The sequence below is a fragment of the Deinococcus indicus genome, from assembly GCF_002198095.1.
In the GTDB taxonomy this organism is placed as follows: domain Bacteria; phylum Deinococcota; class Deinococci; order Deinococcales; family Deinococcaceae; genus Deinococcus; species Deinococcus caeni.
Map to the genome: position 1 here is coordinate 51,382 of NZ_NHMK01000008.1, position 23,742 is coordinate 75,123.

22 protein-coding genes are annotated in these 23,742 nt (G+C 72.2%); 12 read left to right on the forward strand and 10 right to left on the reverse strand.

What is annotated here, in order from left to right; genetic code table 11:
• The first annotated feature begins 106 nt into the window (after nt 1-106).
• Nucleotides 107-556 (forward strand): SufE family protein, encoded by a 450-nt coding sequence (locus CBQ26_RS02270; protein WP_088246985.1) that lies wholly within the window; start codon nt 107-109, stop codon nt 554-556.
• 74 nt (nt 557-630) lie between these two features.
• Here CBQ26_RS02270 and CBQ26_RS02275 read toward each other — a convergent pair whose 3' ends face one another.
• The 8 genes from CBQ26_RS02275 to CBQ26_RS02310 all read right to left on the reverse strand — a co-directional run bounded on the left by CBQ26_RS02275 (nt 631) and on the right by CBQ26_RS02310 (nt 8,021).
• The gene (locus CBQ26_RS02275) at nt 631-1,191 is read right to left on the reverse strand and encodes a hypothetical protein (RefSeq protein WP_088246986.1); all 561 of its coding nucleotides are present in this window, start codon (nt 1,189-1,191) and stop codon (nt 631-633) included.
• 138 nt (nt 1,192-1,329) lie between these two features.
• Complete coding sequence (gene rdgB, locus CBQ26_RS02280; protein ID WP_088246987.1) at nt 1,330-1,929, reverse strand: RdgB/HAM1 family non-canonical purine NTP pyrophosphatase; 600 nt, start codon at nt 1,927-1,929, stop codon at nt 1,330-1,332.
• A gap of 222 nt (nt 1,930-2,151) precedes the next feature.
• Nucleotides 2,152-3,633 carry a D-alanyl-D-alanine carboxypeptidase gene (locus CBQ26_RS02285; protein ID WP_088246988.1) on the reverse strand — a complete coding sequence of 494 codons (1,482 nt, stop codon included), beginning with the start codon at nt 3,631-3,633 and terminating at the stop codon, nt 2,152-2,154.
• 207 nt (nt 3,634-3,840) lie between these two features.
• Nucleotides 3,841-4,854, reverse strand: a complete 1,014-nt coding sequence (locus CBQ26_RS02290) for a 4Fe-4S dicluster domain-containing protein (protein WP_088246989.1) — start codon at nt 4,852-4,854, stop codon at nt 3,841-3,843.
• 9 nt (nt 4,855-4,863) lie between these two features.
• On the reverse strand, nt 4,864-5,829 hold the full coding sequence (locus tag CBQ26_RS02295; RefSeq protein ID WP_088246990.1) for an alpha/beta fold hydrolase: 966 nt from the start codon (nt 5,827-5,829) through the stop codon (nt 4,864-4,866).
• Nucleotides 5,826-6,215, reverse strand: coding sequence for a YbaN family protein (locus tag CBQ26_RS02300; protein WP_088246991.1), 390 nt, complete (start codon nt 6,213-6,215; stop codon nt 5,826-5,828). The genes CBQ26_RS02295 and CBQ26_RS02300 overlap by 4 nt, the downstream gene beginning before the upstream one ends.
• 44 nt (nt 6,216-6,259) lie before the next feature.
• Nucleotides 6,260-6,772, reverse strand: coding sequence for a ribonuclease E activity regulator RraA (rraA, locus tag CBQ26_RS02305; protein WP_088246992.1), 513 nt, complete (start codon nt 6,770-6,772; stop codon nt 6,260-6,262).
• Between the two features lie 109 nt (nt 6,773-6,881).
• On the reverse strand, nt 6,882-8,021 hold the full coding sequence (locus tag CBQ26_RS02310) for an XdhC family protein (protein WP_088246993.1): 1,140 nt from the start codon (nt 8,019-8,021) through the stop codon (nt 6,882-6,884).
• A gap of 152 nt (nt 8,022-8,173) precedes the next feature.
• Between CBQ26_RS02310 and CBQ26_RS02315 the strand changes: the two genes are divergently transcribed.
• On the forward strand, nt 8,174-8,785 hold the full coding sequence (locus CBQ26_RS02315; protein ID WP_088246994.1) for a hypothetical protein: 612 nt from the start codon (nt 8,174-8,176) through the stop codon (nt 8,783-8,785).
• Between the two features lie 41 nt (nt 8,786-8,826).
• On the opposite strand, the gene CBQ26_RS02320 is transcribed toward CBQ26_RS02315, so the two are convergent.
• Nucleotides 8,827-9,627 carry an enoyl-CoA hydratase-related protein gene (locus CBQ26_RS02320; RefSeq protein WP_088246995.1) on the reverse strand — a complete coding sequence of 267 codons (801 nt, stop codon included), beginning with the start codon at nt 9,625-9,627 and terminating at the stop codon, nt 8,827-8,829.
• Between CBQ26_RS02320 and ruvX the strand changes: the two genes are divergently transcribed.
• From ruvX to CBQ26_RS02370, 10 genes are all read left to right on the forward strand, one after another.
• Nucleotides 9,626-10,081: a Holliday junction resolvase RuvX gene (gene ruvX, locus CBQ26_RS02325; RefSeq protein WP_088246996.1), complete on the forward strand. Its 456-nt coding sequence runs from the start codon at nt 9,626-9,628 to the stop codon at nt 10,079-10,081. The genes CBQ26_RS02320 and ruvX overlap by 2 nt on opposite strands.
• Before the next feature lie 325 nt (nt 10,082-10,406).
• A complete protein-coding gene (locus CBQ26_RS02330) occupies nt 10,407-12,788 on the forward strand; it encodes an isoamylase (protein ID WP_088246997.1) in 2,382 nt (793 codons plus the stop codon).
• 181 nt (nt 12,789-12,969) lie between these two features.
• Nucleotides 12,970-14,673 (forward strand): long-chain fatty acid--CoA ligase, encoded by a 1,704-nt coding sequence (locus CBQ26_RS02335; protein WP_088246998.1) that lies wholly within the window; start codon nt 12,970-12,972, stop codon nt 14,671-14,673.
• 126 nt (nt 14,674-14,799) lie between these two features.
• Nucleotides 14,800-15,807 carry an alpha/beta hydrolase gene (locus CBQ26_RS02340; RefSeq protein WP_088246999.1) on the forward strand — a complete coding sequence of 336 codons (1,008 nt, stop codon included), beginning with the start codon at nt 14,800-14,802 and terminating at the stop codon, nt 15,805-15,807.
• A 63-nt stretch (nt 15,808-15,870) separates the two neighbouring features.
• Entirely contained in the window at nt 15,871-16,971 is a 1,101-nt protein-coding gene (locus tag CBQ26_RS02345) for a peptidase C39 family protein (RefSeq protein ID WP_088247000.1), read from the forward strand.
• Nucleotides 16,972-17,007: 36 nt separating this feature from the next.
• A complete protein-coding gene (locus CBQ26_RS02350; protein WP_088247001.1) occupies nt 17,008-17,865 on the forward strand; it encodes a hypothetical protein in 858 nt (285 codons plus the stop codon).
• Between the two features lie 270 nt (nt 17,866-18,135).
• Complete coding sequence (locus CBQ26_RS02355; protein WP_229844118.1) at nt 18,136-19,776, forward strand: adenine deaminase C-terminal domain-containing protein; 1,641 nt, start codon at nt 18,136-18,138, stop codon at nt 19,774-19,776.
• Between the two features lie 268 nt (nt 19,777-20,044).
• Nucleotides 20,045-21,583: a sensor domain-containing diguanylate cyclase gene (locus tag CBQ26_RS02360; protein WP_088247003.1), complete on the forward strand. Its 1,539-nt coding sequence runs from the start codon at nt 20,045-20,047 to the stop codon at nt 21,581-21,583.
• Nucleotides 21,584-21,609: 26 nt separating this feature from the next.
• On the forward strand, nt 21,610-21,993 hold the full coding sequence (locus CBQ26_RS02365) for a 2Fe-2S iron-sulfur cluster-binding protein (protein WP_172417882.1): 384 nt from the start codon (nt 21,610-21,612) through the stop codon (nt 21,991-21,993).
• Nucleotides 21,994-22,120: 127 nt separating this feature from the next.
• On the forward strand, nt 22,121-22,858 hold the full coding sequence (locus CBQ26_RS02370) for a hypothetical protein (RefSeq protein ID WP_088247004.1): 738 nt from the start codon (nt 22,121-22,123) through the stop codon (nt 22,856-22,858).
• A gap of 99 nt (nt 22,859-22,957) precedes the next feature.
• Here CBQ26_RS02370 and CBQ26_RS02375 read toward each other — a convergent pair whose 3' ends face one another.
• Complete coding sequence (locus CBQ26_RS02375) at nt 22,958-23,710, reverse strand: DUF421 domain-containing protein (protein WP_088247005.1); 753 nt, start codon at nt 23,708-23,710, stop codon at nt 22,958-22,960.
• Nucleotides 23,711-23,742: the final 32 nt, after the last annotated feature.

The following is a 23,742-nucleotide window of genomic DNA, read 5'->3' on the forward strand; positions in this document are numbered from 1 at the left end:
TCGGGTTTGCCCACCGATTGTACCCTCACCGGCCACCAATTGACAAAAGAGGTCAACTGGACAGGGCCACCCAATCCCGCCCCCACCCCGGCGCTACAGTACCCGCATGAGCGACAGCGCCCCCGCCCCCCTGCCCGAGAAACTCCAGAGCATCGTCAGCATGTTCCGCAGCGCCCCCAAGGCCCTGCGCCTCCAGGCCCTGCTGGAATACAGCAAGAAGCTGCCCGGCCTGCCTGAGAAGTACGTCGAGCACCCGGAATTCCTGCAACCCGTCCCGGAATGCACCAGCCCCTTCTTCCTGGTCACCGAGCGCGACGAGAAGGGCGGCGTGAACATGTACTTCAAGGTGCCCGAGGAAGCCCCCACCGTGCGCGGCTACGCCGGCATCCTGCACGAGGCCCTCAGCGGCGCCACGCCCGACGAGATCCTGAGCGTCCCGGACCAGTTCTACATGGACATGGGCCTGACCGAACTGATCACCCCCATGCGCCTGCGCGGCATGGGCGCCATCCTGATGCGCCTGAAGAACGACGTGCGCGAACACGCCCAGGCGTAAACCAAAGACCCACCCCACAGGCCGCCCGGTGAACGCCCGGCGGCCTGAAGATTGCCAGCCGGTGCGCCGGCCCGTCAGTCCTCGGGCAGCGCGGCGTCCAGCAGCAGGACGGTCAGGCCCAGCCCCAGGCCGTAGGCGACGTGCGCGCCCAGGCGGTTGGCATGCCCGCGCGCCGGACTGCCGGCCGGGCCGTCCTGAAGGCCCAGCAGCGGCACGAGGCCCTCGTCGATCAGCGCCCACAGGCCCACGCCGAACGCCGCGCCCTTGACCGGGTTGCCGCGCCCGGCCAGTGCGCCGTACAGGCCGCCACTGACGGCGCCCATGCCCCAGTGGACGACCTCGCTGAGGGCCGCGCGGGTCTGCTTGCCGGGCGCGTGCCCGGCCACGCCCTCGTAGGCGAGGCGGCCCAGGGCGGCGGTGCTGCTCTCGCCGGGTTCATGGACCTGCCCGAGCGGGGCGATGGAATGCTGATCGGGTTTCGGCTTCTGCTGCTGGCCGCCGCCGTCCTCTCCCTCGCTGCTGCCCTCGACGACAGGCGCCACGCGGGTCCAGTACTGCCCCATGGCGAGGGTGCCGGCCGCGCCGCCGACAAGGCCGATCAGGATGCTGCGGTAGGTGCTGTGACGGTCACTCATGCGGCCCACCGTACGGGGCCGGGGGCCGCGCGACTGCCGCCCGGCCCCCAGAGTGAAGGTTTCCCTGCTGTTGTCCCAGCGGTCCCTGAACGCGGGTCAGCCGAAGCAGGTCGGCCGAAGCAGGTCGGCCGAAGCGGGTCAGCCGAGCTGACTGACTTCCCGTTCCGGCAGCCCGGCGCGGTGCGCGGCCCGCAGCGCCGCGAGCGCCTGCCCACGGTGGCTGACAGCGCGCTTCTCGGCGACGGTCATCTCGGCCAGGGTGCGGGTGTCGCCGTCCGGCACGAACAGCGGGTCGTACCCGAAGCCGTTCTCGCCGCGCGGGCCTTCCAGCAGCGTGCCGGGCAGTTCACCCCGGTACGTCTCGAGGTGCCCGTCCGGGTACGCGAGGATGATCACGGACACGAACTTCGCGCGGCGGTTCTTCTGCCCGCGCAGGCGCTCAAGCAGGAACACGTTGCGTTCCGTGTCGCTCTCGGCGTTGCCGTAACGGGCGCTGTACACGCCGGGCTCCCCGCCGAGCGCCTCGACCTCGATGCCGCTGTCGTCGGCCAGCGCCGGCAGGTTCAGCATGTGCGCGGCCGCGCAGGCTTTCAGGGCGGCGTTCTCCTCGTAGGTCGAGCCGGTCTCCTCGGGCAGCGGTAGGCCGTCCAAGGCGCGCAGCGTCCAGCCCAGACCGTCCAGCGCCTCGTCGATCTCGCGGACCTTGCCCGCGTTGCCGGTCGCCACGACCACCGTCATCCCTGCCCCTGCTGCCCCGTCACTCATCACACCCGCAAGTCTAGACGATGGGGCTGCCCAGCGAGTGAAAATACCGACAGGCTCATACGGACTGCCGTTTGTTTCGCTGGCAATCCGGAACTTCACCGTCCCTGCCGGCTCCACGTCCGGAGGGGCGTTTCTCTCCTGCTTGCATCCGCTCGGACCGGGCGGGCTTTGCAGTCCATTCAATCGGAGTCCGTATCAGTGGGCCTGCGCCATGGCCTGCACCACGCGGTCCTGCACGGCCCGCAGGGTCAGGATCGGCGTGTCCTCGGGGCCATTCATCAGCACCGCGAAGGCCAGGGTGCGGCCGCTGCGGCCCGTCACGTACCCCGCCAGGGCGCTCACGCCGGGCAGCGTGCCGGTCTTGGCGCGCACGTCGAGGTCCAGGCCGCGCAGCCGCAGGGCCAGCGTCCCGCCGCGCCCCGTCCGGCCCGGCACGTCCTCGCCCGTCCCGGCCTGCGGGAGCGCCTCGACGAACGCGTTGCCCCGGCTGCGGTACAGCGCGTCCGGCAGCAGCTGCGCCGGCTGACCGGCCTTCACGGCGGCGAGCTGCGCGGCGGGCGTCGGGTACGGCAGGTCGTGCATGACGGTCAGCAGGGTGCCCAGCGCGCGGGGGCTCAGGCGGGCCTCGCGGCCCAGGCCGCTGCCGTCGGCCAGCCGCACGCCCGCAAGATTCACGCCGATCTGCCGCAGGAACGCCCGCTCACGGGCCAGCGCGCCGCCCAGCGTGCCGTTCCCGCCCGGCGGGTGCGCCAGGGTGGCCAGCAGCGCCTCGGACAGGCGGTTGTCGCTGGGCCGCAGGGTGCGGGCCAGCACCTCGAACGGAGAGCCGCTGCGGACGCTCGCCACGCCCTGCTCGGGTCGGCGGGCGACCGGCACGAACGGGTCCGGTTCGGCCACCCCTCCCTCCCTGGCGGCCGGAGGGGTGGGCGGCAGGTACGGCGTGAACGGCGCGGCCCGGCCCGGCGTGTCCCGCGTGACGGTCACGCCCGCGCGGCGCAGCTCGGCGATCAGCGCGGCGCCCAGGCGGGCGCGGGCCGCGTCCACGCTGGCGGGCGGGTCGTCCTTCCAGTCGCTCAGGCGCAGCGCCGGCATGGGCTCGGCGAGCGTCAGGGACCCGAAACTGGGGGCGTTCAGGCCCGCGTCGTCCAGGCGGACCTCGCCCACCGAGCGCAGCCCGCGCGCGCGTGCCTGCCGGGCCAGCGCCCGCAGGCTGTACGGGCCGTCACGGGCGCTCAGGAGCGGGTCGCCGCTGCCGCGCAGCGTGACGGCCTTCACGGCCGCGCGGCCCGCCTGCGCCGCCGGGACGGTCAGTTCTGCCGTCCACTCGCCGTCCGCGCCGCCCCGTTCGGCCAGCACGGCGGCCGCCGTGACGAGCTTGACGGTGCTGGCCGGAATGAACGCCCCGTCCGCCGCCTGCGCTTCCAGGACCGGGCCGCCCCCCACCTCGCGCAGCAGGACGCCCACCTGCACGCCGGGCGGCAGGTCGCGCAGCGCGGCGCGCACCCCGGCACTCAGGCCGGGTTCACGCGCCAGCTGCAACGCCGTTCCGGGCATCGCGGTTCCGGAACCCGCCGGTTCAGGACTCGCCGGTTCAGAACTCGCCGGGACCGGCCGGGCGGGAGCCTGCGCTCCGCTGACCGGCAGCAGCAGCAGGGAGATCAGCAGGAGGCGGCGCATGACCGGCAGGATAGCGGGCCGCGCCGCGAGGGATCATACGGACTCCGTCTGTTTCGCCAGCAATCCGGAACTTCACCGCCCCTGCCGGCTCCACGTCCGGAGGGGCGTGTTGCTCCCACTCTGCGGAGCAGCTTTACGAGTCGCATCCGCTCGGACCGGGCGGGCTGTGCAGCCCATTCAATCGGAGTCCGTAGCAGGCACCGGAGGTCACATCACCGTGTCGCTCTCGCGCAGCAGGATCGGCGCGCGGAACGCGGCGGGCAGCCAGTGGTCCTGCGCGTGAATCGCCTGCGGCGGGCAGGAGTGCAGGCACGCCATGCAGCCCGTGCAGGCCGCGAGGTTCAGCAGCAGCCGCACGCCCCCGTCGGGTTGCAGGTCGCGCGTGATCGCCTCGGTGGGGCACACGTTCGCGCACACGGGGCAGTCGATGCAGGTGTCGTCCACCAGCGGGGCGGGCCAGTGAATGGCGGCGTCCTCGGGCGGCGCGGGTTTCAGGGTGCGGGCGCGCCAGCTCCACTCCTGCGGGGTGCGGTCCTCGGGCACGCTCCAGTCCACGAAGGGCAGCGGGCTGTCCGGGATGCTCTGCGCGACCTGCTGCCCCGCCGCGCGGAACATCGCGCCGAACGCCCCGCGCCGCGAGACTTTCAGGGCGCGGCCGGCGTCGTCCGGCGTGACCGGGCGCACCGTGACCGGCGCCGGGCGACCCGTCGCGGCGCGCAGCCGCTGGGTTTCCTCCAGCACGCGCTCCAGACGGGCCGGCACGTCGGGCGCGCCGACCGCGCAGGTGTCGCAGGCCCCGTGGATCAGGGTCAGGGGCGTGTTCCACGCGCCGGCCGCCGACAGCAGCGCGGGGGTCACGCGGCCCAGGCAGGGCAGGCTGGGGCCGCCCGCGCCGCTCTGCGAGCAGGTCAGGCTGGCGTCCTGCGCCGGGCGGCCCGGCTGGGCCTGCTGGTCCTTGACGCTCTGGAGGGACGGCAGCAGGTTGTATTCCAGCGCGCCGGTCGGGCAGACCTGCACGCACAGGCCGCAGCCGGTGCACAGGTCCGCGTCGATCTGGATGCTGGAGCCAACCATGCCGACGCTGATGGCCTCGTGCGGGCAGGTGGCGTGGCAGGCGTCGCACCCGCCGACCGCCTGCCGGTCCAGCAGGCAGCGGAGCGGCGTGAACCGCGGAACGTGATTCCCGGAGTCATCCAGGCGGGCCAGAACACCTTGCAGCATGAGCGGAGTCTACGCGTCCGGCCGCCCGGAAGCCCGTGAGGTCAACCCCAGTGCGGCGCGCACGGCGTCCGCCACCTCGTGCGGGTGGGTCCAGTGCAGCTGGTGGCCGCCGCCGGGCAGGTCGAGCTGCGTGGCGTCCGGCAGCAGGGGCGTCAGTCGGTCGGCGTGCTGCGTGGGCGGCGACAGCCGGTCCTGCCGGCCCGCCAGCACCGTGACCGGCACCGTCAGCGCCGGGTAGTGGGCTTGCAGGGCCGCGAGTTCCCGGCCCAGGCTGCGGTTCTCGCCGGCCAGGGCGTGCACCTGCGCGCGGCGGCGCGAGAAGGCCAGCATCAGCGCGTGCCACGCCGGCGGGACCGGGTGCGGGTGGAAGGCGCGGCGGCCCTCGATGCGCGCCACGATCCGCCCGACCGGCAGCAGCAGCGCGCGGGTCAATAGCGCCTCCAGGCCCGGCACGAGCGGCACGAACGCCAGCGGGCGGGTCAGGCCGCGCGCCGGGTGCGACAGCGGCGCGACCAGCACCAGCGCCGAGACCCGCTCGGGGTGCCGGGCGGCCAGGGCCAGCGCGACCGCCGCGCCGTACGAGTGGCCCAGCACCGTCACCCGCGGGACGTTCAGGTGGTCGAGCAGCTGCGTCAGGCGGCGCACGTTCAACTCCAGCGTGACGGGCGTGCCGGGCCGCGCGGGCGTGTACCCGTGACCGGGGCGGTCCGGGGCGATCAGGAACGCGCCGTCCAGCAGCGGCCACAGCGGGCACAGCGGCCAGTCCAGGGTCACGCCGTCGCTGCCGTGGATCAGCAGCAGGGGCGGCGCGGCCGGGGCGCCGCTCAGCAGCGTGTGGGTGGGGCCGTCCGGGAGCGGCAGGACCGGACCGGGCGGCGGAATGCGGCGCGGCAGGCGCCGGGCGTGCCGGGACGTGACGGCCACGCCCAGCGCCAGCAGCGGCAGCGCCGCCCAGGACCAGCGGGCGCGCGTCACGGCGTGTCCCGCCGGGTGGGAACGCGCAGCGTGATGAACAGCACCCCGGCCAGCCCCACCAGCACCCACGCGACCTGCCCGGCCAGCACCGGGATGCGGCCCAGGCTCAGGCCCACCGCCAGCACGATGCAGACGCAGGCGATCCACTTGGCGCGCAGCGGCATGCCCCGCCCGGCGCGGTAATCCGCAACCAGCGTGCCGACCACCGGGCGTGACAGCAGCCACGCCTCCCAGCGCGGATCGCCGCGCGAGAAGGCGGCGGCCGCCAGGATGAACCACACGGTGCCGGGAAAGCCCGGCAGGATCAGGCCCAGCACCCCGAAGGCGCACAGCACGAACCCCAGCGCCACCCACAGGGGCCGGAAGCGGGAGGGCGGGCGGGTCATGCCCGTCAGAGTAGCGTCTGCCCGCCCGGACCCGGCAGCGGCGCTCAGCCCAGCGCGGACGGCAGGATCAGGATGCCGTCCTCGTCGGCGCTGATCAGGTCGCCGGGGTTCACGGTCACGCCCGCGAAGGTCACGGGCACGTCACGCTCGCCGGTCGCCACCTTGCCGCTGCGGCGTGGATGCACGGCCAGCGCGCGGATGCCGACGTTCAGGCCGCGCAGCTCGGCCGTGTCGCGCACGCAGCCGTTCACGATCACGCCCGCCCAGCCGCCCTGCTCGGCCAGTTCGCCCAGCTGCCCGCCCAGCAGCGCGCAGTTCAGGCTGCCGCCGCCGTCCACGACCAGCACACGGCCCTCGCCGGGCGTGCCCAGCCGCTCGCGGACCAGCGGGTTGTTCTCGTGGACACGCAGCGTGACGGCCCGCCCCGTGAAGCGTGGGCGACCCCCGAACTCCTGAAAGACCGGCGCGAACACCGGGGCGTCCGGGTACAGGTCGCTCAGGTCGGTGGTGGGCAGGTCGGTCAGCGGCAGGTTCTGTTCCGGCAGTTCATGAGACATGCTCCAGTCAAGCAGGCGCCCGCCGCGCGGGGCCGGTACCGGGCCGGGAACGACCCTGCAACCCGCGCGGGAACGCCCGGCCTGCCTGCTCCCGCCCCGCCCGGTGGGTTCAGCTGGAGGGCGCGGCCGGGTGGGTGGGCGCGTGGTGGATGCGGCCCGCGTGCCCGCTCAGGAACGAACCGTCGTACCCGCGCCGCCACGCCATGAGTTCCGCCAGGATGCTCAGCGCGACTTCCTCGGGTGCCTCGGCCCCCAGGCGCAGGCCGATGGGTGAACGCAGGCGCCCGAGTTGCGTGTCCGTGAAGGTCACGCCCTCACCCGCCAGCGCGGCGAGCAGGTCCAGAGAGCGGCTGCGCGGGCCGAGCACGCCCACGTACTCCGCGCCGGATTCCAGCGCGTGCCGCAGGCAGACCCGGTCCCGGTCCACGTGGTGGTTCATGACGATCAGGTGCGCGCGCGGCGACGGCGTGAACGCCCCCAGGTCCTCGGGGCTCAGGTCATGCAGGGTCGCGCCGGGAAAGCGGCCGGGCGTCAGGTACGCGCCGCGCGGGTCGATCACATGCACGTCGTAGCCCAGCGCGTGTGCCTGCGCCGAGAGCGGCATGGCGTCGTGCCCGGCGCCGTACAGCACCAGCTGCGGCGGCGGGCTGCTCAGGTCGATGAAGACCGGCGTGCCCTCCTCGCCGTCCACGCCCGGCAGGGTCAGGGTCGCGGCGCGCGGTTCGCGGCTGCCCAGGCGGTCCAGCGCCGCCGCGACCGCCGGGGCGTGCAGGTCGCCGCTCAGGGTGCCCAGCACCTGAGCGTCCATTCCCTCGGCGCCGGGCAGCACCAGCGCGCGCCCCTCGCCGCGCAGGGGCACGACCAGCGCCGCCGCGCGGCCCGCCTCCAGCGCCGAGAGCCACGCCGCCGTGACCGGATCATGGGCGTCCACGCGCTCCACGCGCACGTCCACGCTGCCGCCGCAGCCGATCCCCAGGCCCCAGGTGGCGTCCTCGGACAGGTCGTAGTGCGTGACGGTCGGCACGCCCGTGCGGATGACCTCCAGGGCCACCTCGACCACCTCGGCCTCCAGGCAGCCGCCGGACAGCATGCACACCTGCGCGCCGTCATCCAGCACCAGCATGCGGGTGCCCTCGCGGCGGTACGCGCTGCCGTGCACGCCAACCACGGTCGCGATGGCCGCCTGTTGCCCCCGGCCCAGGGCGTCACGCAGGGCGCCCAGCAGGGCGCGGGTCTCAGCAGCATTCATTGCCGCCCACTGTACCGCCGTCAGGGTTGGCGCAAGGTGGCCCCCTCCCCTGGCCCCCGGCGCGCTTCCCCCACGGTCCCGGCGCGGTTGCCCCAAGGTTTCCTGGGCGGCCCCTCACGCGCCCGGACCCGCGCGTGCGGCACACTGGGGCCATGCTGGACAACATCCTGAATACCGTCAAACGAGGGGCCGAACGGGTGCAGCGGCGCGGCGAGGAAGTCGCGCACGCCACGCGCCTGCGCATGGAAGTCTTTCAGCTCTCGCGGGAACTCGACGCCCTGTACGCCCGCCTGGGCCGCTCGTACCACGCCGGCGCCGAGGTCGAGGTCCTGAACGGCGTGCGCGAGGACATCCGCCGCGTCGAGGAAGAAATCCGCGCCCGTGAACGCCTGATCACCGAACTCGGCGCCGACCCCGAACAGGACATGCCCGGCCCGGCCACCGACACCGGACTGGTCAGCGCGGCCACCCCCGGCAGCGCACCCGCGCCCCGGACCGAACCGACCGTGCCAGCCGCCGTTCCCCACCCGACCCAGCACCCCACCCCGCAACCGACTCCGGAGGTCCGCATGACGAAAGACACCGATACCCCCGTCCCCACCACGCCCGACCCGACCGTGCAGCACAGCGACGAGAAACTCCCGCTGGGCGACCAGACTGCCAGCATGGGCAACGAGGCTGCCCGCGACGACATGGCCCGCCACCGCAACACCATCGAGGAAGGCAAGGCCGCCAGCCGCAACCCCGATCCGCTGGAGAAGTGAACGGCTGATGGCTGATGGTCAACAGCCTCTGCCCCGCCTGCTTACTGATCCGGTGAATTCACGTCCCGCACGAACTGTGCGGGACGTTTTTCCTTGAAGGCGGTCACGCCCTCCTCGTGTTCCCAGTGGTCGCCGGCGAGTTGTTGCAGGCGGGCTTCCTCGTCGAGGGCCTGGTCGAGGGTGCCGGTCATTGCGGCGTTCAGGGCCTGCTTGGTGAGGTTCAGGGCGTGCGCGGGGCGCGCCGCGAGGCGTTCGGCGTAGGCCTGCACGTCCTGCACGAAGGTCTCGTCCGGGTAGACCTGCTCGCACAGGCCCAGGCGCAGGGCGTCGTCGGCCCGGACGCGCTCGGCCAGGGCCATCATCTCGAAGGCGCGGTGGTAGCCCACAAGGCGCGGCAGGAACCACGTACTGCCGGAATCCGGAACGAGGGCGATGTTGCTGAACACCTCGATCAGACTGGCGGACTGCGCCCACAGGCGGATGTCGCCGCTGAGGGCGAGGCTCGCTCCGGCCCCGGCAGCCACGCCGTTCACGGCGGTGATCACGGGTTTGCCCAGGGCGCGGATGGTGCGGATCAGGGGGTTGTACGTGGCGTTCAGGTGCTCGGTGAAGGTCATGTCGCGGCCCGACACGTCCCCGAGGTCCTGCCCGGCGCAGAAGCCACGCCCGGCCCCGGTGATCACCACGACCCGCACGGCGCTGTCGGCGTCGGCGGCGCGCAGTTCGGCGGTCAGGGCGAGCAGCAGTTCGTCGTTCGCGGCGTTCAGGCGGTCCGGGCGGTTCAGGGTCAGGGTCCGGACGCCCGCGCGGGTGTGCGCGGCAATAACGCTCGTTTGGGTCATGCCCGTCAGGGTACCGCCTGCCGGGGCGCGCGGTACACTCGCCCGCGTGAGCGACCCCCACCCGGCCCCCGATGCCTCCCCTCCCGTGATCCTGGCGCTGGACGTCAGCAAGAACCGAATCGGGTTCGCGGTGAACGCGGGCCGGCTGGCGTTCGGACGGGGCAGCGTGGACCGCAAGCGGCTGCCGCTGGACCTGAAGGCCGTGCGCCTGAAGGTCGCCGAGACCGGCGCGACCCTGCTGCTGCTGGGCCTGCCGCTGCGCACCGACGGCGCGCACAGCCCGGCCGCCGACCGCGTCCGCGCCTTCGGGAAGATCCTGACCGAGAAGGGCTACGCGGTCGAGTACCAGGACGAACGCTTCACGACCCGCCGCGCCCGCGACCTGGGCGCCGCCGACGAGGACGAGGCGGCCGCCGTGCAGATCCTGGAACTGTACCTGCTGGGCCGCTCCTGATACGGACTGGCGTTTGTTTCGCCGACAATCCGGAACCCGCCCCTCTCCCACTCTGCGGAGCAGCTCTCCGAGTCGCTTTGCCTGGACCCAGCGGGCTTTGCAGCCCATTCAATCGGAGTCGGTATGAGACGGACTCCGGCTGACAGCTTCCGGTGAGGGGGGTGGGGGTCGTGGGCAGGGCGGCGCGGCAGGTGACCGGCCGCGCTTCCGCACCGGCGGGCCGGCGTGGTACACCATCGTGGAATCGCTCCCGATGTTCCCGCCGTGTTCGCCTGTGATCACGGCTTCTTCCTGTCTCGGCCCGACCGTGGGCCGGAGGTCTGTCATGTACCGTCCTGCCCTGCTGTCCCGCCCCGCCCTGACCCTGACGGTCACCGCGCTGCTGAGTGCCTGCGGCGCTCCCTCTCCGGCCCCGGCGCCGGCCCGGCCTGACGGGCTGGCCGCGCAGGCGCTCAGTCCGACCAGTCTGGGCGCCCGCTACACCGACGCGGCGGGCACCGCGACCGGCACGACGCACCTGACGTTCCGGGTGTACTCGTCGCGCGCCACGCGGCTGGAAGTGAACCTGTACGCCGCCCGCAGCGGCGCCGACGAGAAGCTGCGCTACACCCTGACGAAGAACGCCAGCACGAACGTCTGGTCGGTCACCGTGCCGGTCAGCAGCCTGACCGGTGCGGGCATCGGCACGGTGTACTACGGGTACCGCGCCTGGGGCCCGAACTGGCCGTACAACGCCAGCTGGAGCAAGGGCAGCAGCGTGGGCTTCGTGAGCGACGTGGACGCCAGCGGGAACCGCTTCAACCCGAACAAGCTGCTGCTCGACCCGTACGCGCTGGAGGTCAGCCACGACCCGCAGGGTCCGGCCAGCGGGGTGTACTCGAACGCGGTGTACGCGACCGGCGCGGCGAACCGCGCGCTCGACAGTGGCCGCGCGGCGCCCAAGGGCATCGTGCTGAGCAGCACCACTGCCGCCGTGGGTACCAGACCCACCCGCTCGCTGAAGGACGACGTGGTGTATGAGGTTCACCTGCGCGGCCTGACGAAGGGGGACGCCAGCGTGTCCTGCGCGGGCACGTACGCGGGCGCCGCCGCGCGGGCCGCCAGCCTGAAGGCGCTGGGCGTGACGGCCGTGGAATTCCTGCCCGTACAGGAAACCGACAACGACGCCAACGACGTGACCGACGCCGCCAGCGGCCGCTCGGCGACCGGCACGACGGGTGACAACTACTGGGGCTACATGACCACGAACTACTTCGCCCCGGACCGCCGTTACGCCTGCGACCAGACGGCGGGCGGCCCCACGAAGGAATTCCGCGCGATGGTCAAGGCGTTCCACGATCAGGGCATCAAGGTGTTCATCGACGTGGTGTACAACCACACCGCCGAGGGCGGCACCTGGGGACCGAACGACACCGCGACCATCCTGTCGTGGCGGGGGCTGGACAACGCCGCGTACTACACCCTGACCGGCGACGGTCAGAACTACTGGGACAACACCGGAATCGGCGCGAACTTCAATACCTTCGGCGCGGCGGCGCAGAACCTGATCGTGGATTCCCTGAAGTACTGGCGGGACGAACTGGGCGTGGACGGTTTCCGTTTCGATCTGGCGTCCGTGCTGGGCAACACCTGCACGAGCGGCTGCTTCAACTACGACAAGATGAACGCCGGCACCGCCCTGAACCGGATCACGCGGGACCTGACGCCCCGCCCGGTGGGCGGCGGGAGCGGCGTGGACCTGATCGCCGAACCCTGGGCCATCGGCGGGAACTCGTACCAGGTGGGGAACTTCCCGTCCGGCTGGAGCGAATGGAACGGGCAGTACCGCGACACGCTGCGCCGGGATCAGAACAAGATGGGCGTGGAGCCGGTCACGCCGGGGCAGCTCGCGTCCCGCCTGTCGGGTTCCAGCGACCTGTACGGGGACGACGGGCGCCGCCCGCAGCATTCCGTGAACTTCATGGTCGCGCACGACGGGTTCACGCACGCGGACCTGTACCGCTGCACGACCAAGAACAACACGCAGGCGTGGCCGTACGGTCCGTCCGACGGCGGCGAGGACAACAACCACTCCTGGGATCAGGGCGGCGTGGCGGCCGATCAGCGCAAGGCAGCGCGCAACGGCATGGCGCTGCTGCTGCTGAGTGCCGGGACGCCCATGCTGACCGGCGGGGACGAGATCCTGCGCTCGGTGAACTGCAACAACAACCCGTACAACCTGGATTCCAGCGCCAACTGGCTGCCCGTCACGGCCAGCGCGGACGGCGCGACGTTCCGGACCTTCACGCAGAACCTGCTGGCGTTCCGCGCCGCGCACCCGGCGCTGCGGCCCGCGAACTTCTACGCGGCGACCGACACGAACGGGAACGCCATGGAGCAGCTGCGCTGGTTCAGGCCGGACGGCGCGGTGGCGGACAGCGCCTACTTCAACGACGCGAACAACCACGCGCTCGCGTACCGCCTCGACGGGACCGAGTTCGCCGATCCGGCGGGCGCGATCTACGTGGCGTACAACGGCTGGTCCGGGAACGTGAACTTCACGTTGCCGTGGCCCGGCGCGGGCCGCAGCTGGTACCGCGTAACCGATACCTGCTCCTGGGCGGAAGGTGCGGGACAGGTGGACCTGAACGCCGCGACGGGCGTCGGCGGCGAGAACGCCACGTACGGCCTGTGCGGGCGCGGAATGCTGGTCCTCGTCGCGCGCTGAGTGTCGCCGGGGGGTGGTGGCGGGAATGGTCCCGCCACCACGGCCCGGTGTCCCCCACGCCGGAACCCGCCCGCGGCTGGTGCGGGTTCAATTTTCCTTATACTCCCGGCATTCTCAGCAGTCTGGTGACGCTGGCCGGGCCGCCCGTGGTCCGCAGGGCAGCGCACCCACGGAGGTTTCCATGCAAGGCAACATGATGGACGTTCAGCTGACCGTACCGACCATTCTCGAACGCATCCGCACGCAGTACGCCGCCCGTGAGGTCGTCAGCCTGCTGGTCGCCGGCCGTGACGAGCAGGGCAACCCGGTGGCGCACAAGCACCGCACCACGTACGGGCAGGTCGCGGACCGCTCGCTGCGCCTCGCGGCCGGACTGCTGGGCCTGGGCCTGCAGAGCGGCGACCGCGTGGCGACGCTGGCCGTGAACTCGTTCCGGCACCTGGAGGCGTACCTGGGCGTGCCCAGCGCCGGGCTGGTGCTGCACACCGTGAACATCCGCCTGCACCCCGAGCAGATCGCCTGGATCCTGAACCACGCCGAGGACCGCGTGCTGCTGATCGAGAACGTGTTCGCCGCGATGATCCCCGCCCTGAAGGCCGCCTGCCCGAAACTGGAGCACGTGTTCGTGCTGGGGCCGACGCCGCAGCCCATCCCGCTGCCCGGCGTGGCCGACTACGACACGTTCGTGGCGGACAGCGCCCCGCTGGCCCGCTACCCGCAGATTCAGGAGACCGACGCGGCCGCCATGTGTTACACCAGCGGCACGACCGGCAACCCCAAGGGCGTGGTGTACACGCACCGCTCCACGCTGCTGCACTCGATGGTCAGCGCGCCCAAGGACGCCCTGAACGTCGGTGAGGCCGACAGCGTGCTGCCCATCGTGCCGATGTTCCACGTGAACGCCTGGGGCCTGCCGTACACCTGCGCCATGTACGGCGCCAAGCAGGTGTACGCCGGGGTGTTCGCGGACGGCCGCAGCGTCGCCAGCCTCCTGCGGGACGAGCAGGTGACGATCACGGCGGGCGTACCGACCATCTGGATGGGCCTGCTGGGCGAACTGGACCGCGCCGCCGCCGACGGGCACCCCTACGACCTGAGCCGCGTGGAACGCCTGATCGTGGGCGGCAGCGCCGCGCCCGAGAGCATGATCCGCGCCTTCTCGGACCGCCACCGCCTGAGCCTGCTGCAGGCCTGGGGCATGACCGAAACGCACCCGCTGGGCACCGCCAGCGCCGTCCCGGCCGGCGTGGACCCCACCAGCGACGAGGGCTTCACCCTGCGCGCCAAGCAGGGCCGCACCGTGCCCCTGATCGAACTGGAGATCCTCAGTGACGACGGGCAGCGCCTCCCGCACGACGGGAAGACCATGGGCCGCCTGATCACGCGCGGCCCGTGGGTGGCGAACAGCTACTTCAAGGGCGAGGGCCAGAGCAACTTCTTCGACCTCGACGGGCAACTCTGGTTCGACACGGGCGACATCGCCACGCTGGACGAGCGCGGCTACATGCACATTCAGGACCGCGCCAAGGACCTGATCAAGAGCGGCGGGGAGTGGATCGGCAGCGTCGATCTGGAGAACGCCATCATGGCCCACCCGGCGGTCGCCATGTGCGCCGTGATCGCCATGGACGACCCCAAGTGGGACGAGCGCCCGCTGGCCATCGTCGTGCCCCGCCCCGGCCAGACGGTCACGCACGACGCCCTGACGGACTTCATCGCGCCCAAATTCGCGAAGTGGTGGCTGCCCGACGCGACCGTCGTCACCGACCAGCTACCCATCGGCGCGACCGGCAAGGTCCTGAAACGCGAACTGCGCGACCAGTACCGTGGCTACAGCACCAACCCCGGCCTCGTGCCGCCCGCCAGCCCCGACCGCAGCGAGTAAGCAGAACTGCGGGAGGCGGGAAGCAGTGAAGGACTGACCGCTTCCCGCCTCCCGTTTCCCTGACCCGTTTGCCTGACTGGGCCCCGCGCACTGCGTCCAGCGCACCGCTCCCGTACACTTGCGGGCATGGCTGTTTCGGTGGATGGGCAGTGGGTGACGTTCTCGCCTCCGGCGGGCGCGGTGGGCCTGATCGGGGACATGACGGACTGGCGCAAGCGCGCGCCGCTGCCAGTGGTGGATGGCGGGCCGGTGCGGTTGCGCCTGCCGCGTGGGGCGTGGGTGGAATACGCGTGGGTGGACGCCTCGGGCGAGGCGTTCGCGGACCCTGACAACGCGCAGCGGTCCCTGAATCCGTGGTGGCCGTACCCGCGCGCGGCGGTGGTCGGCGAGTACGCCCGGCACCCGCTGTGGCAGGCGCCGGACGCGACCCTGAAGGGCACGGCGCACCGCCTGACCTGGGAGGGCACGGTGTTTCCGGGGACGCGGCGGGTGATCGTGTACACGCCGCACGGGTACGCGGGGGGGCCGCTGCCGGTGTACTACGTGCAGGACGGCGTGGCTTTCTACCGCACCGGGAAACTGGGGGACGTGATGGACCGCGCGGTGCAGGCCGGGCTGACGGAGGGCGCCGCGTTGGTGTTCGTGGAGCCGGGCGACCGGAACGGGGAGTACTACCTGAACCCCCGCTACCTGGACTTCCTGACCACCGAGGTCATGCCGCGCGTGGAGGGGCCGCTGGTGCAGGCGTCCGTGCGGGGCCTGTGGGGTGCGAGCCTGGGGGGGCTGATCAGCCTGTTCCTGGGCGCCCGGCACCCGGAGCTGTTCAGCCGGGTGGCGGCGCACAGCGGGGCGTTCATCGCTCGGCCCGGTGCGACCCGTGACGGCGTGATCGACACCACCACCGCCGGCGAGTGGCTGCTGGAGCAACTGCGCGCCGCACCCCCCACGCACCTGACGACCAGCCTGGACACTGGCACGCTGGAATGGCTGACCGGCCCGAACCGCCGCATGGCCGGCCTGTTCGCGGACCTGGGCCTGGACCACCAGTACCGCGAGTACCCCAGCGGGCACAACTGGGTCACGTGGCGCGAGGCGCTGCCCGAGGCGTTCCTGTACCTGCAGGGCGGGGCGTAAGGGCGCGCGGGCCGAGCCTCCTCATCCTCCCGGCGGCGCGGCGCGGCATAGTTCGGGGCACACATGCGACTTCCTCTGCTCGTCCTTTCTGCCGTCCTGGGCCTGTCGGCTCCGGGCGGCGCTGGAGCCGTCACGATGACCTACCCGAACAGCACGACCGTCCTTCATGAGCAGCCCGGCGACTGGGCGGGCGCGCAGGCCAGCGGCGTGACCGCAGGCGCAGGCGGCCTGAGCCTGAACGCCGGCGCGGCGAGCGGCACGCTGACCTCCGGCACGATCAGGGCGGCGGCCTTCGATGAACTGGTGCCGTCGTGGAACGCCGTGACCCCGGCGGGCGGCAGCGTGAGCGTGGAGGTCCGGGCGGAACTGACGGGCGGGAAGTGGTCCCGGTGGTTCAGTTTCGGCAGCTGGAGCAGCGGCCCCGAGCGGGCCAGTCTGGACGGGCAGAAGGACGCCGCCGGGCAGGTCCTGACCGACACGCTGCGCCTGAACGCGAAGGCGACCGCCTTCCAGTACCGCGTGACGCTGCGCGGCGCGGGGACCCGCGTGACCCTGCTGGCCTTCACTGCCTCGGACCGGGCGCGGCGCGCGGCGGGTCTGGGTACGCCCGGCGACCGGGCCGCGTGGGGCCACGAGGTGCGCGTGCCCATGCGCTCGCAGATGATCTACCCGGACGGCGGCCCGGTCTGGTGCAGTCCCACCAGCGTCAGCATGATCCTGGCCCACTGGGGCCGCAACGTGACCGTCCCCGACGCCGCGCGCGGCACCTTCGACCGCGTGTACGACGGCACCGGCAACTGGCCGTTCAATGCCGCGTACGCCGCCACGCAGGGCATGCGGGCCTTCATCACGCGCCTGCCCAGCCTCGCGCAGGCCGAGCGGTTCACGGCGGCCGGGATTCCGCTGGCCGTCAGTCTGGGCTGGAAGGCCGGGGAACTGCCGGGCGCGGCGCTGCCCACCAGCAGCGGGCACCTGATGGTCCTGACCGGCTTCGACGCGAAGGGCAACCCGGTCCTGAACGACCCGGCCGCGCCCACCGACGCGGGCGTGCGCCGCACGTACCCCCGCGCGGCCTTCGAGAAACTCTGGCTGACCCACAGCGGCGGCCTGAGCTACGTGATCGCGCCCCCCCGGCACGCGCCTGCCGTGACTGCTGTGCCGTGAGCGCTGCGCGGGGGCCGCGCGGGTAGACTCGCGGGTATGGAGTTCCCGACCGTCTGCCCGGCGTGCGCCCGTGAGAACCGTGCGGAGTTCACGGACAGTTCCGTGCATGACCTGACCTGCGGGCACTGCGGGGCGCGGTACTGCGTGTTCCTGCGCAAGCAGCGCTTCGAGGTGCTGTTCGACCTGGGCACGCGGGCGCTGCTGGACGGGTACGCGCGTGAGGCGGTGGCGAGTTTCGCGGCGGCACTGGAGCGGTTTTTCGAGTTCTACGTGTGGGCGTTCACGCTGGAGCGCGCCGCGAATGCCGAGCAGGAGTTCGGGGCGGCCCTGGCGGGGCTGGAGGGAACGTGGCGGCACGTGTCCAGTCAGTCCGAGAGGCAGCTGGGGATGTTCGCGCTGGCGTACCTGCTGCGCGAGGGCCGCGAGCCGGATTTCCTGACGGCGCGGGGCCTGGGCACAGATTTCCGCAACCGCGTGATTCACCGGGGTGCGCTGCCGTCGCGGGCCGAGGTGGAGGCGTACGCGGCGCTGGTGTTCGCGCTGATCGACCGTCTGCTGACCGAGCTGGGGCCGGGCGCGGCGCACGCGGAACTGGCGCAGGAGCAGGTGTTCGCCGCGCATCTGGCGGCCCTGCCGGACGGGGTGACGGCGGTGTTCGAGGAGCATCCGGGCATGTTCCGCGCGCGGCGGTCCGGTGGGCTGGCGGCCACGCCGAAACTGTCACCCCAGCCGGTGCCGGGTCAGGTGCCGGGGCAGGCGCGCAAGCCGGGCAAGGCCGTGAACGACGCGCGGGCGTACCAGCAGGCGCTGTTCCGGCAGGCGCTGGAGGAACGCGGGGCGCTGCTGCGGTCGTTCAAGGGGCCGCCCCTGAACGTACCGCCGGGCCGGGAGTAGCGGGCCGGGAGTGATACGGACTCGGATTGAATGGGCTGCAAAGCCCGCTGGGTCCGAGCGAAGCGACTCGGAGAGCTGCTCCGCAGAGTGGGAGAGAAACGCCCCTCCGGACGTGGAGCCGGCAGGGGCGGTGACGTTCCGGATTGTTGGCGAAACAAACGGCAGTCCGTATGACGGGTCTGGGGGTGCGTCTGGGCAGGCGGGGGGCGTGGGTGGCCTTCTCCCCTACACTGCGTCATGTCTGGTGTGTCTGCGGGTGTGTCTGAGGGAATGCGGGGCGTGGATCGCCGCCGTCTGGTGCGGGTGGCGCGCGGCGAGGAACCCGGCGACCTGCTGGTGCGGGGCGCGCAGGTGGTGCAGCCCGCCACGCGTGAGGTGTTCGCGGCGGACGTGCTCGTCGCGGACGGGCGGGTCGCGGCGCTGGGGTCCGGTTTTCAGGCGGCGCGGGTGGTCGAGGCGCGCGGGGCGTTCCTCGCGCCGGGCTTCATCGACGCTCATGTTCACATCGAGTCGAGTCTGCTGACCCCGGCGGGCTTCGCGGGCGCGGTGCTGGGGCGCGGCACGACGGGCGTGGTGGCCGAGCCGCACGAACTGGTGAACGTGCTGGGCGCGGCGGGCCTGGAGTGGATGCTCGCGGCGGGCCGTTCGTCGGGGTTGCGGGTGTGGGCGTCGGCGCCGTCGTGCGTGCCGGCCAGTCCCTTCGAGGCGGGCGGCGCGGTCGTGGACGCGGCGGGCGTGGCGGGCATGCTGCGGTTGCCGGGCGTGCTGGGTCTGGCCGAGATGATGAACTACCCCGGCGTGCTGGGCGGCAGCGGGGACGTGTGGGACGTGCTGGAGGCGGGGCGGGCGTCGGGCCTGCGGCTGGACGGGCACGCGTCGGGCGTGCGGGGCCGGGACCTGATGGGGTACGCGGCGGCGGGCCTGCACTCGGATCACGAGGCGACCACGCCCGACGAGGCCCGTGAGCGCCTGCGGGCGGGCCTGTGGCTGATGGTCCGCGAGGGCTCAGCGGCGCGGAACCTGGAGGCGCTGTTGCCAGTGCTGCTGGAACGCCCCCGACGGGCGATGCTCGTCAGTGACGACGTCAGCGTGGACGAACTGCTGGAACTGGGGCACCTGGACCGCCTGCTGCGCGCCTGCGTGGCGGGTGGCCTGCACCCGGCCGACGCGGTGGCGCTGGTGACCTGCAACCCGGCCGAGTACTGGGGCCTGCACGGCAGCGGGCTGGTCGCGCCGGGCTACCTCGCGGATTTCGTGCTGCTGCGGGACCTGTCGGACTTCAGGGTGCTGGAGACCTTCGTGGGCGGGCAGGAGGCGCGGGCCGGGACGGTCACGCCGCCGCTGCCGGGTGGCGGCGTGAACCTGGGGGCCGGGTGGGACTCGGCGACCTTCGGGGTGCCGGCGCACTGGCCGGTCATGCAGGTCAGCGCGTCGCAGATCACGACCGGGGTGGGCGAGCCGGGCAGCGGGGACGCGCGGCTGGTCGTCGCGGACCGCTACGGGCGCGGCGAGTGGTCGGCGTGCCTGACGTCCGGCACCGGCATGGACGGGGGGACGCTGGGCATCAGCGTGCTGCACGACGCTCACCACGCGGCGTTCCTGGGCGGCACGGACGCGGACGTGCGGGCCGCCGGGCGGGCGCTGGAAGCCATGGGGGGCGGCGTGGTGGTCGTGTCGGGCGGCGAGGTGCGGGCCAGTCTGCCGCTGCCGTTCGCGGGCCTGATGACCGACCTGCCCCCCGCCGGGGCGGCCGCGCGGCTGGGCGAGGTCACGGCGGCGTGCCGGGCGCTGGGCTGCCGCCTGCCGTACCCGGTGACCACCCTGAGTTTCCTGGGCCTGACCGTGATTCCGGCGCTGAAACTCACGCCGCGCGGCCTGCTGGACGTGAATGCCTGGGCGTACCTGCCCTGACCCGGCCCCCTGCTGGTCCGGCCCCAGGCCGATCAGACCCGTTGCTGATTCAACCCTTTGCTGACCCGCCGCCCAATGACCCCCACCTGGGGATACCGGGCGGGCGGACCTGGCCCTAGACTGCCGTGAGGTCTTCCGTATTTCCCAGGTTCGTCCCAGGCCCGCTGCCTCCAACTCACTGACGCCCGCGCAGGCGCTCCGGGCGTTCTCATGGTCCCGTGGCTGGCTGCTGGCGGCGCTGGTCCTGACCCAGTCCCTGACGCTGCTGGTGGCCCTCTGGAGCGACCGGCAGGGGTCCGAACAGACCGTGAAGTCCCAGGCGCAGGGGTCGCTGGAGCAGCTGGCGCGGGTCGCGTCCGAGAACGTCGCCGGGTACCTCCAGTTCGCGTCGCAGATCGTGCAGATCAACCGCGCGAACATGGTCAGCGGCCTGCTCAGCGCCGACGACGCGGCCGGGCAACTCCTGAACTTCCAGGCGCTGCTGACCAGCGTGCCGCAACTGAACGGCGTGCTGGTCGGCCACAGCGACGGCCGCTTCGTGTTCCTGCGCCGCGACGGCCCGGACAGCCTGGGGCGCTTCTCCCGCGTGATCGAGGTCCGCCCGGAACGGCGCGTGCTGACCAGCACCTACGACGCGCGGGGCGTCCTGACCGGCCAGTCGGCGCAGCCGGACCCGTACGACCCGCGCGAGCGGCCCTGGTACCGGCAGGCGCAGGCGGCCGCCGGGCAGGTCATCTGGACCGACCCGTACGTGTTCGCGTCGTCCGGGCAGCCCGGCGTGACGGTCGCGTCGGCCCTGTCCACGCCGGGCGGCGCGGTCGTGATCGGCGCGGACGTGCAGCTGCGGCAACTCGCCGAGTTCCTGCAGGGCGTGCAGATCAGCCCGAACGGACGGGCGTTCGTCACGGACGAGCGCGGGCACGCCATCGCCACCTCACGCGCGTGGCCCGGCGCGGCCGGGACGGGCAGCATCCCGCTGCTGCGGGACGTGGCCGACCCGGCGCTGCGGGCGCTGCTGGACCGGGAGGCGCGCCCCGCCCTCGCGCCGGGCACGCACTGGTACGACGTGTCCGGGCAGCAGTTCGCCGCCGTGATCCGCCCCGTCGAGGTGCAGCCCGGCGTGACCTGGATGGTCGGCGTGTACGCCCCCACCACCGACTTCACGTCCGGCCTGAGCGGCAACCGGCGCCCACTGGTCTTCGTGCTGCTGGTCAGTCTGGTCGGCAGTCTGCTGGCGTGGCCGGTCGTGCTGCGCGCCACGCGCCCGCTGGTCGAGTTGCAGCGGCAGGCGACCACCGATTACCTGACGGGCCTGCCCAACCGCGCGAGCTTCGTCGCGCAGCTCGAGGAATCCCTGCGCGAACCGGGGCAGGGCGCGCTGGGACTGGCCGTGTTCGACCTGGACGGCTTCAAGGCCGTGAACGACACCTTCGGGCACCACGCGGGCGACGAGGTGCTGCACGCGGTGGGCGCGCGGATGCTCGCGGCGCTGCGGGCCGGCGACACGCTGGGCCGGCTGGGCGGCGACGAGTTCGCGCTGCTGGTGCAGGCCACGTCCCGCGAGGAAGTCCGCCTGCGGGTCGAGGGCGTGCTCGAAGCCGTCGCCCGCCGCCCGGTCGTCGTGGACGGCGTGGCGCACGCACTGGCCTCCACCGCCGGACTGGCGTTCCTGGACCTGCACGAGGGCGCCCTGAGCAGCGATCAGTGGCTGGCGCGGGCCGACACCGCCCTGATCCGCGGCAAACGGCGCGGCAAGGGACGCGTGTGGGTGGAGGGCGAGGTCACCATGCCCACCCTGTTCCGCTGAGCGGACGCTGTGCGATGCTGGGCGGCATGACGCAGACGTTCACGGTGCAGGTGGCAGGATTCGGGGAGATCGAGGCGAGCAGCGGCGAGCGGCTGGTACGGGCGCTGGAACGCGGCGGGGTGGACATCCTGCACCGCTGCGGCGGCGTGGCGCGCTGCACGACCTGCCGCGTCACCTTCCAGGAAGGGGAACCGGACGCCATGACCGCCGCCGAATTCGACAAACTGACCGAGAAGGACCTGCTGGGTCAGGCGCGCCTGTCCTGCCAGATCGAGTGCGCGCCCGGCATGAGCGTCACGCCCCTCCAGACCGAGACGAGCAGCGGGCTGGAACGCGGCAAGGCGCCCGCCGAACAGATCGAACCCGACCCGGTCTGGACCACCCGGCCCGGCGCGTCCACCGAGGGCTGATCCGGACTCCGGTTGAATAGGCCTCCGCCAAGAGGCAGAACCGCCACGGGTGAGCCGCGAGGGCTGCGACCGCACGGTGAAGTCGAGGGGTCAACGGCTCCCGGCAGGACATGACAGCATGTGACCCGTGGATGCTGCTACCAAACAACGCCTCCTGCAACAGGAATTTGAAGCGTTGCGCCCCTCTGATGGCGGCGTATCGTGGGCGCCCCCTGAACTCCTGATCCCTGCATCCCAGGCCCTCAGGTTTCTCCGGCGCCTGGCGGAACTGGATATTGCCCTGCTCTCTGGCGTTGACCTGCTTGAACTTCAGCCGGACCATTCCGTCCTCGTGAGGGAAACCCGGCAGTTTCGGGAGGACCGTACTCTGAGGCTCACGGAGGCGGCGCGATTCGTTCAGAGTCACCTGACCGACTCTGAGGCGATGATGTTTTCGTACGATGTCCTTGATGACATCCCATGGGGCGAGAGGGTGTCCATTCTGCGTGCGAAGCCCAGTCTCTGCGCTCAACTGACGTCAGAGGGGCAGGTCAAGGTGACAGTCACAGGCGCCGCCGCCCTTCGAGCATCGGCGGATCTGGTCTGGCATCACGTCAGACTCCTGAAGGTGCGTGTCGTGGGTGGCGAGACACTGGAACTTACAGGCGATTCAGGTCGCTATGCGCAACTGGAACAGACGACGGCCTGGATCCGCAACGTGCTGACCCGCACGCCAGATAGTCAGTTTTACCTGTTGGGAGAGATGTTGGCATACACGTCACCACTCCCTGAAGACCAGTGGCTTCTCCCGTCCGATCTTTCGTGCCCGTCGCAGGACGACTGGGGCAGCTCTCGTAACCACGGCAGCAGGAGAAAGGGCTCCTGATACGGACTGCCGTTTGTTTCGCTGACAATCCGGAACTTCACCGGATGGAGGGCGACACAGACGACAGTCCGTAGAATCCGGCCGCCGGGCCGCTCATGGTCAGTCGCGCGGCCCGGCCAGCGGGTCGGTGGTGGCGGGTGTCCAGCGGGCGCCGCCGCAGGTGCAAACCGACGGGTCAATGGTGGCCAGTTGTCCGGCGTCCTGCTGGCCGCTCGCTTCTGCGCCGCGCAGTGCGCCGCAGCCCAGGCAGGCCAGCGGTCCCCGGTACGGATCGCCGGGCGGCAGGGCGCGTGGGGGTTCCAGGTCCCAGGGCGGCACGACCGGCAGGCCCGGCGGGGGGTCGTGCGGGTGCGTGAAGACGCTCAGGGCGCCGTCCTGTTCGAAGTAGGCGCGTTGCACCTCGCCGAGCTGCCGTACGCCCTGGGCGCGCAGGCGTTCGAACAGGTCCTCGCGGCTCAGGTTGGCGCGTTGCAGCGCCTCGCCGCGCAGCACGCCGTCCCGGACGAGTTCGACCGGCAGGCCCTCGATGAACGTCTCGACGTGCTCGCTGCGGATCACGAGGTGCGACAGCAGGCGCTGCAGTCCCACCACGAGCGCCAGGACCAGCATGGCGTGCAGCAGCGGGACTTCCGGGTAGAACATGGGGTCGCCGGCTGCCGAGCCCAGCCCGATCACGATGGCGAGTTCCAGCGGGCTGAGTTGCGCCAGTCCGCGCTTGCCGGTCACGCGCAGCAGGAACACCAGCCACAGGAAGATCACGGCGGTGCGGAACACGATTTCCAGCAGGAACAGGGGCGGCGCGTCGCCCAGCAGCATCCGCGCCCAGTCGAACGGAACGATCTCGGCGCTCATACGGACTCCGATTGAATGGGCTGCAAAGCCCG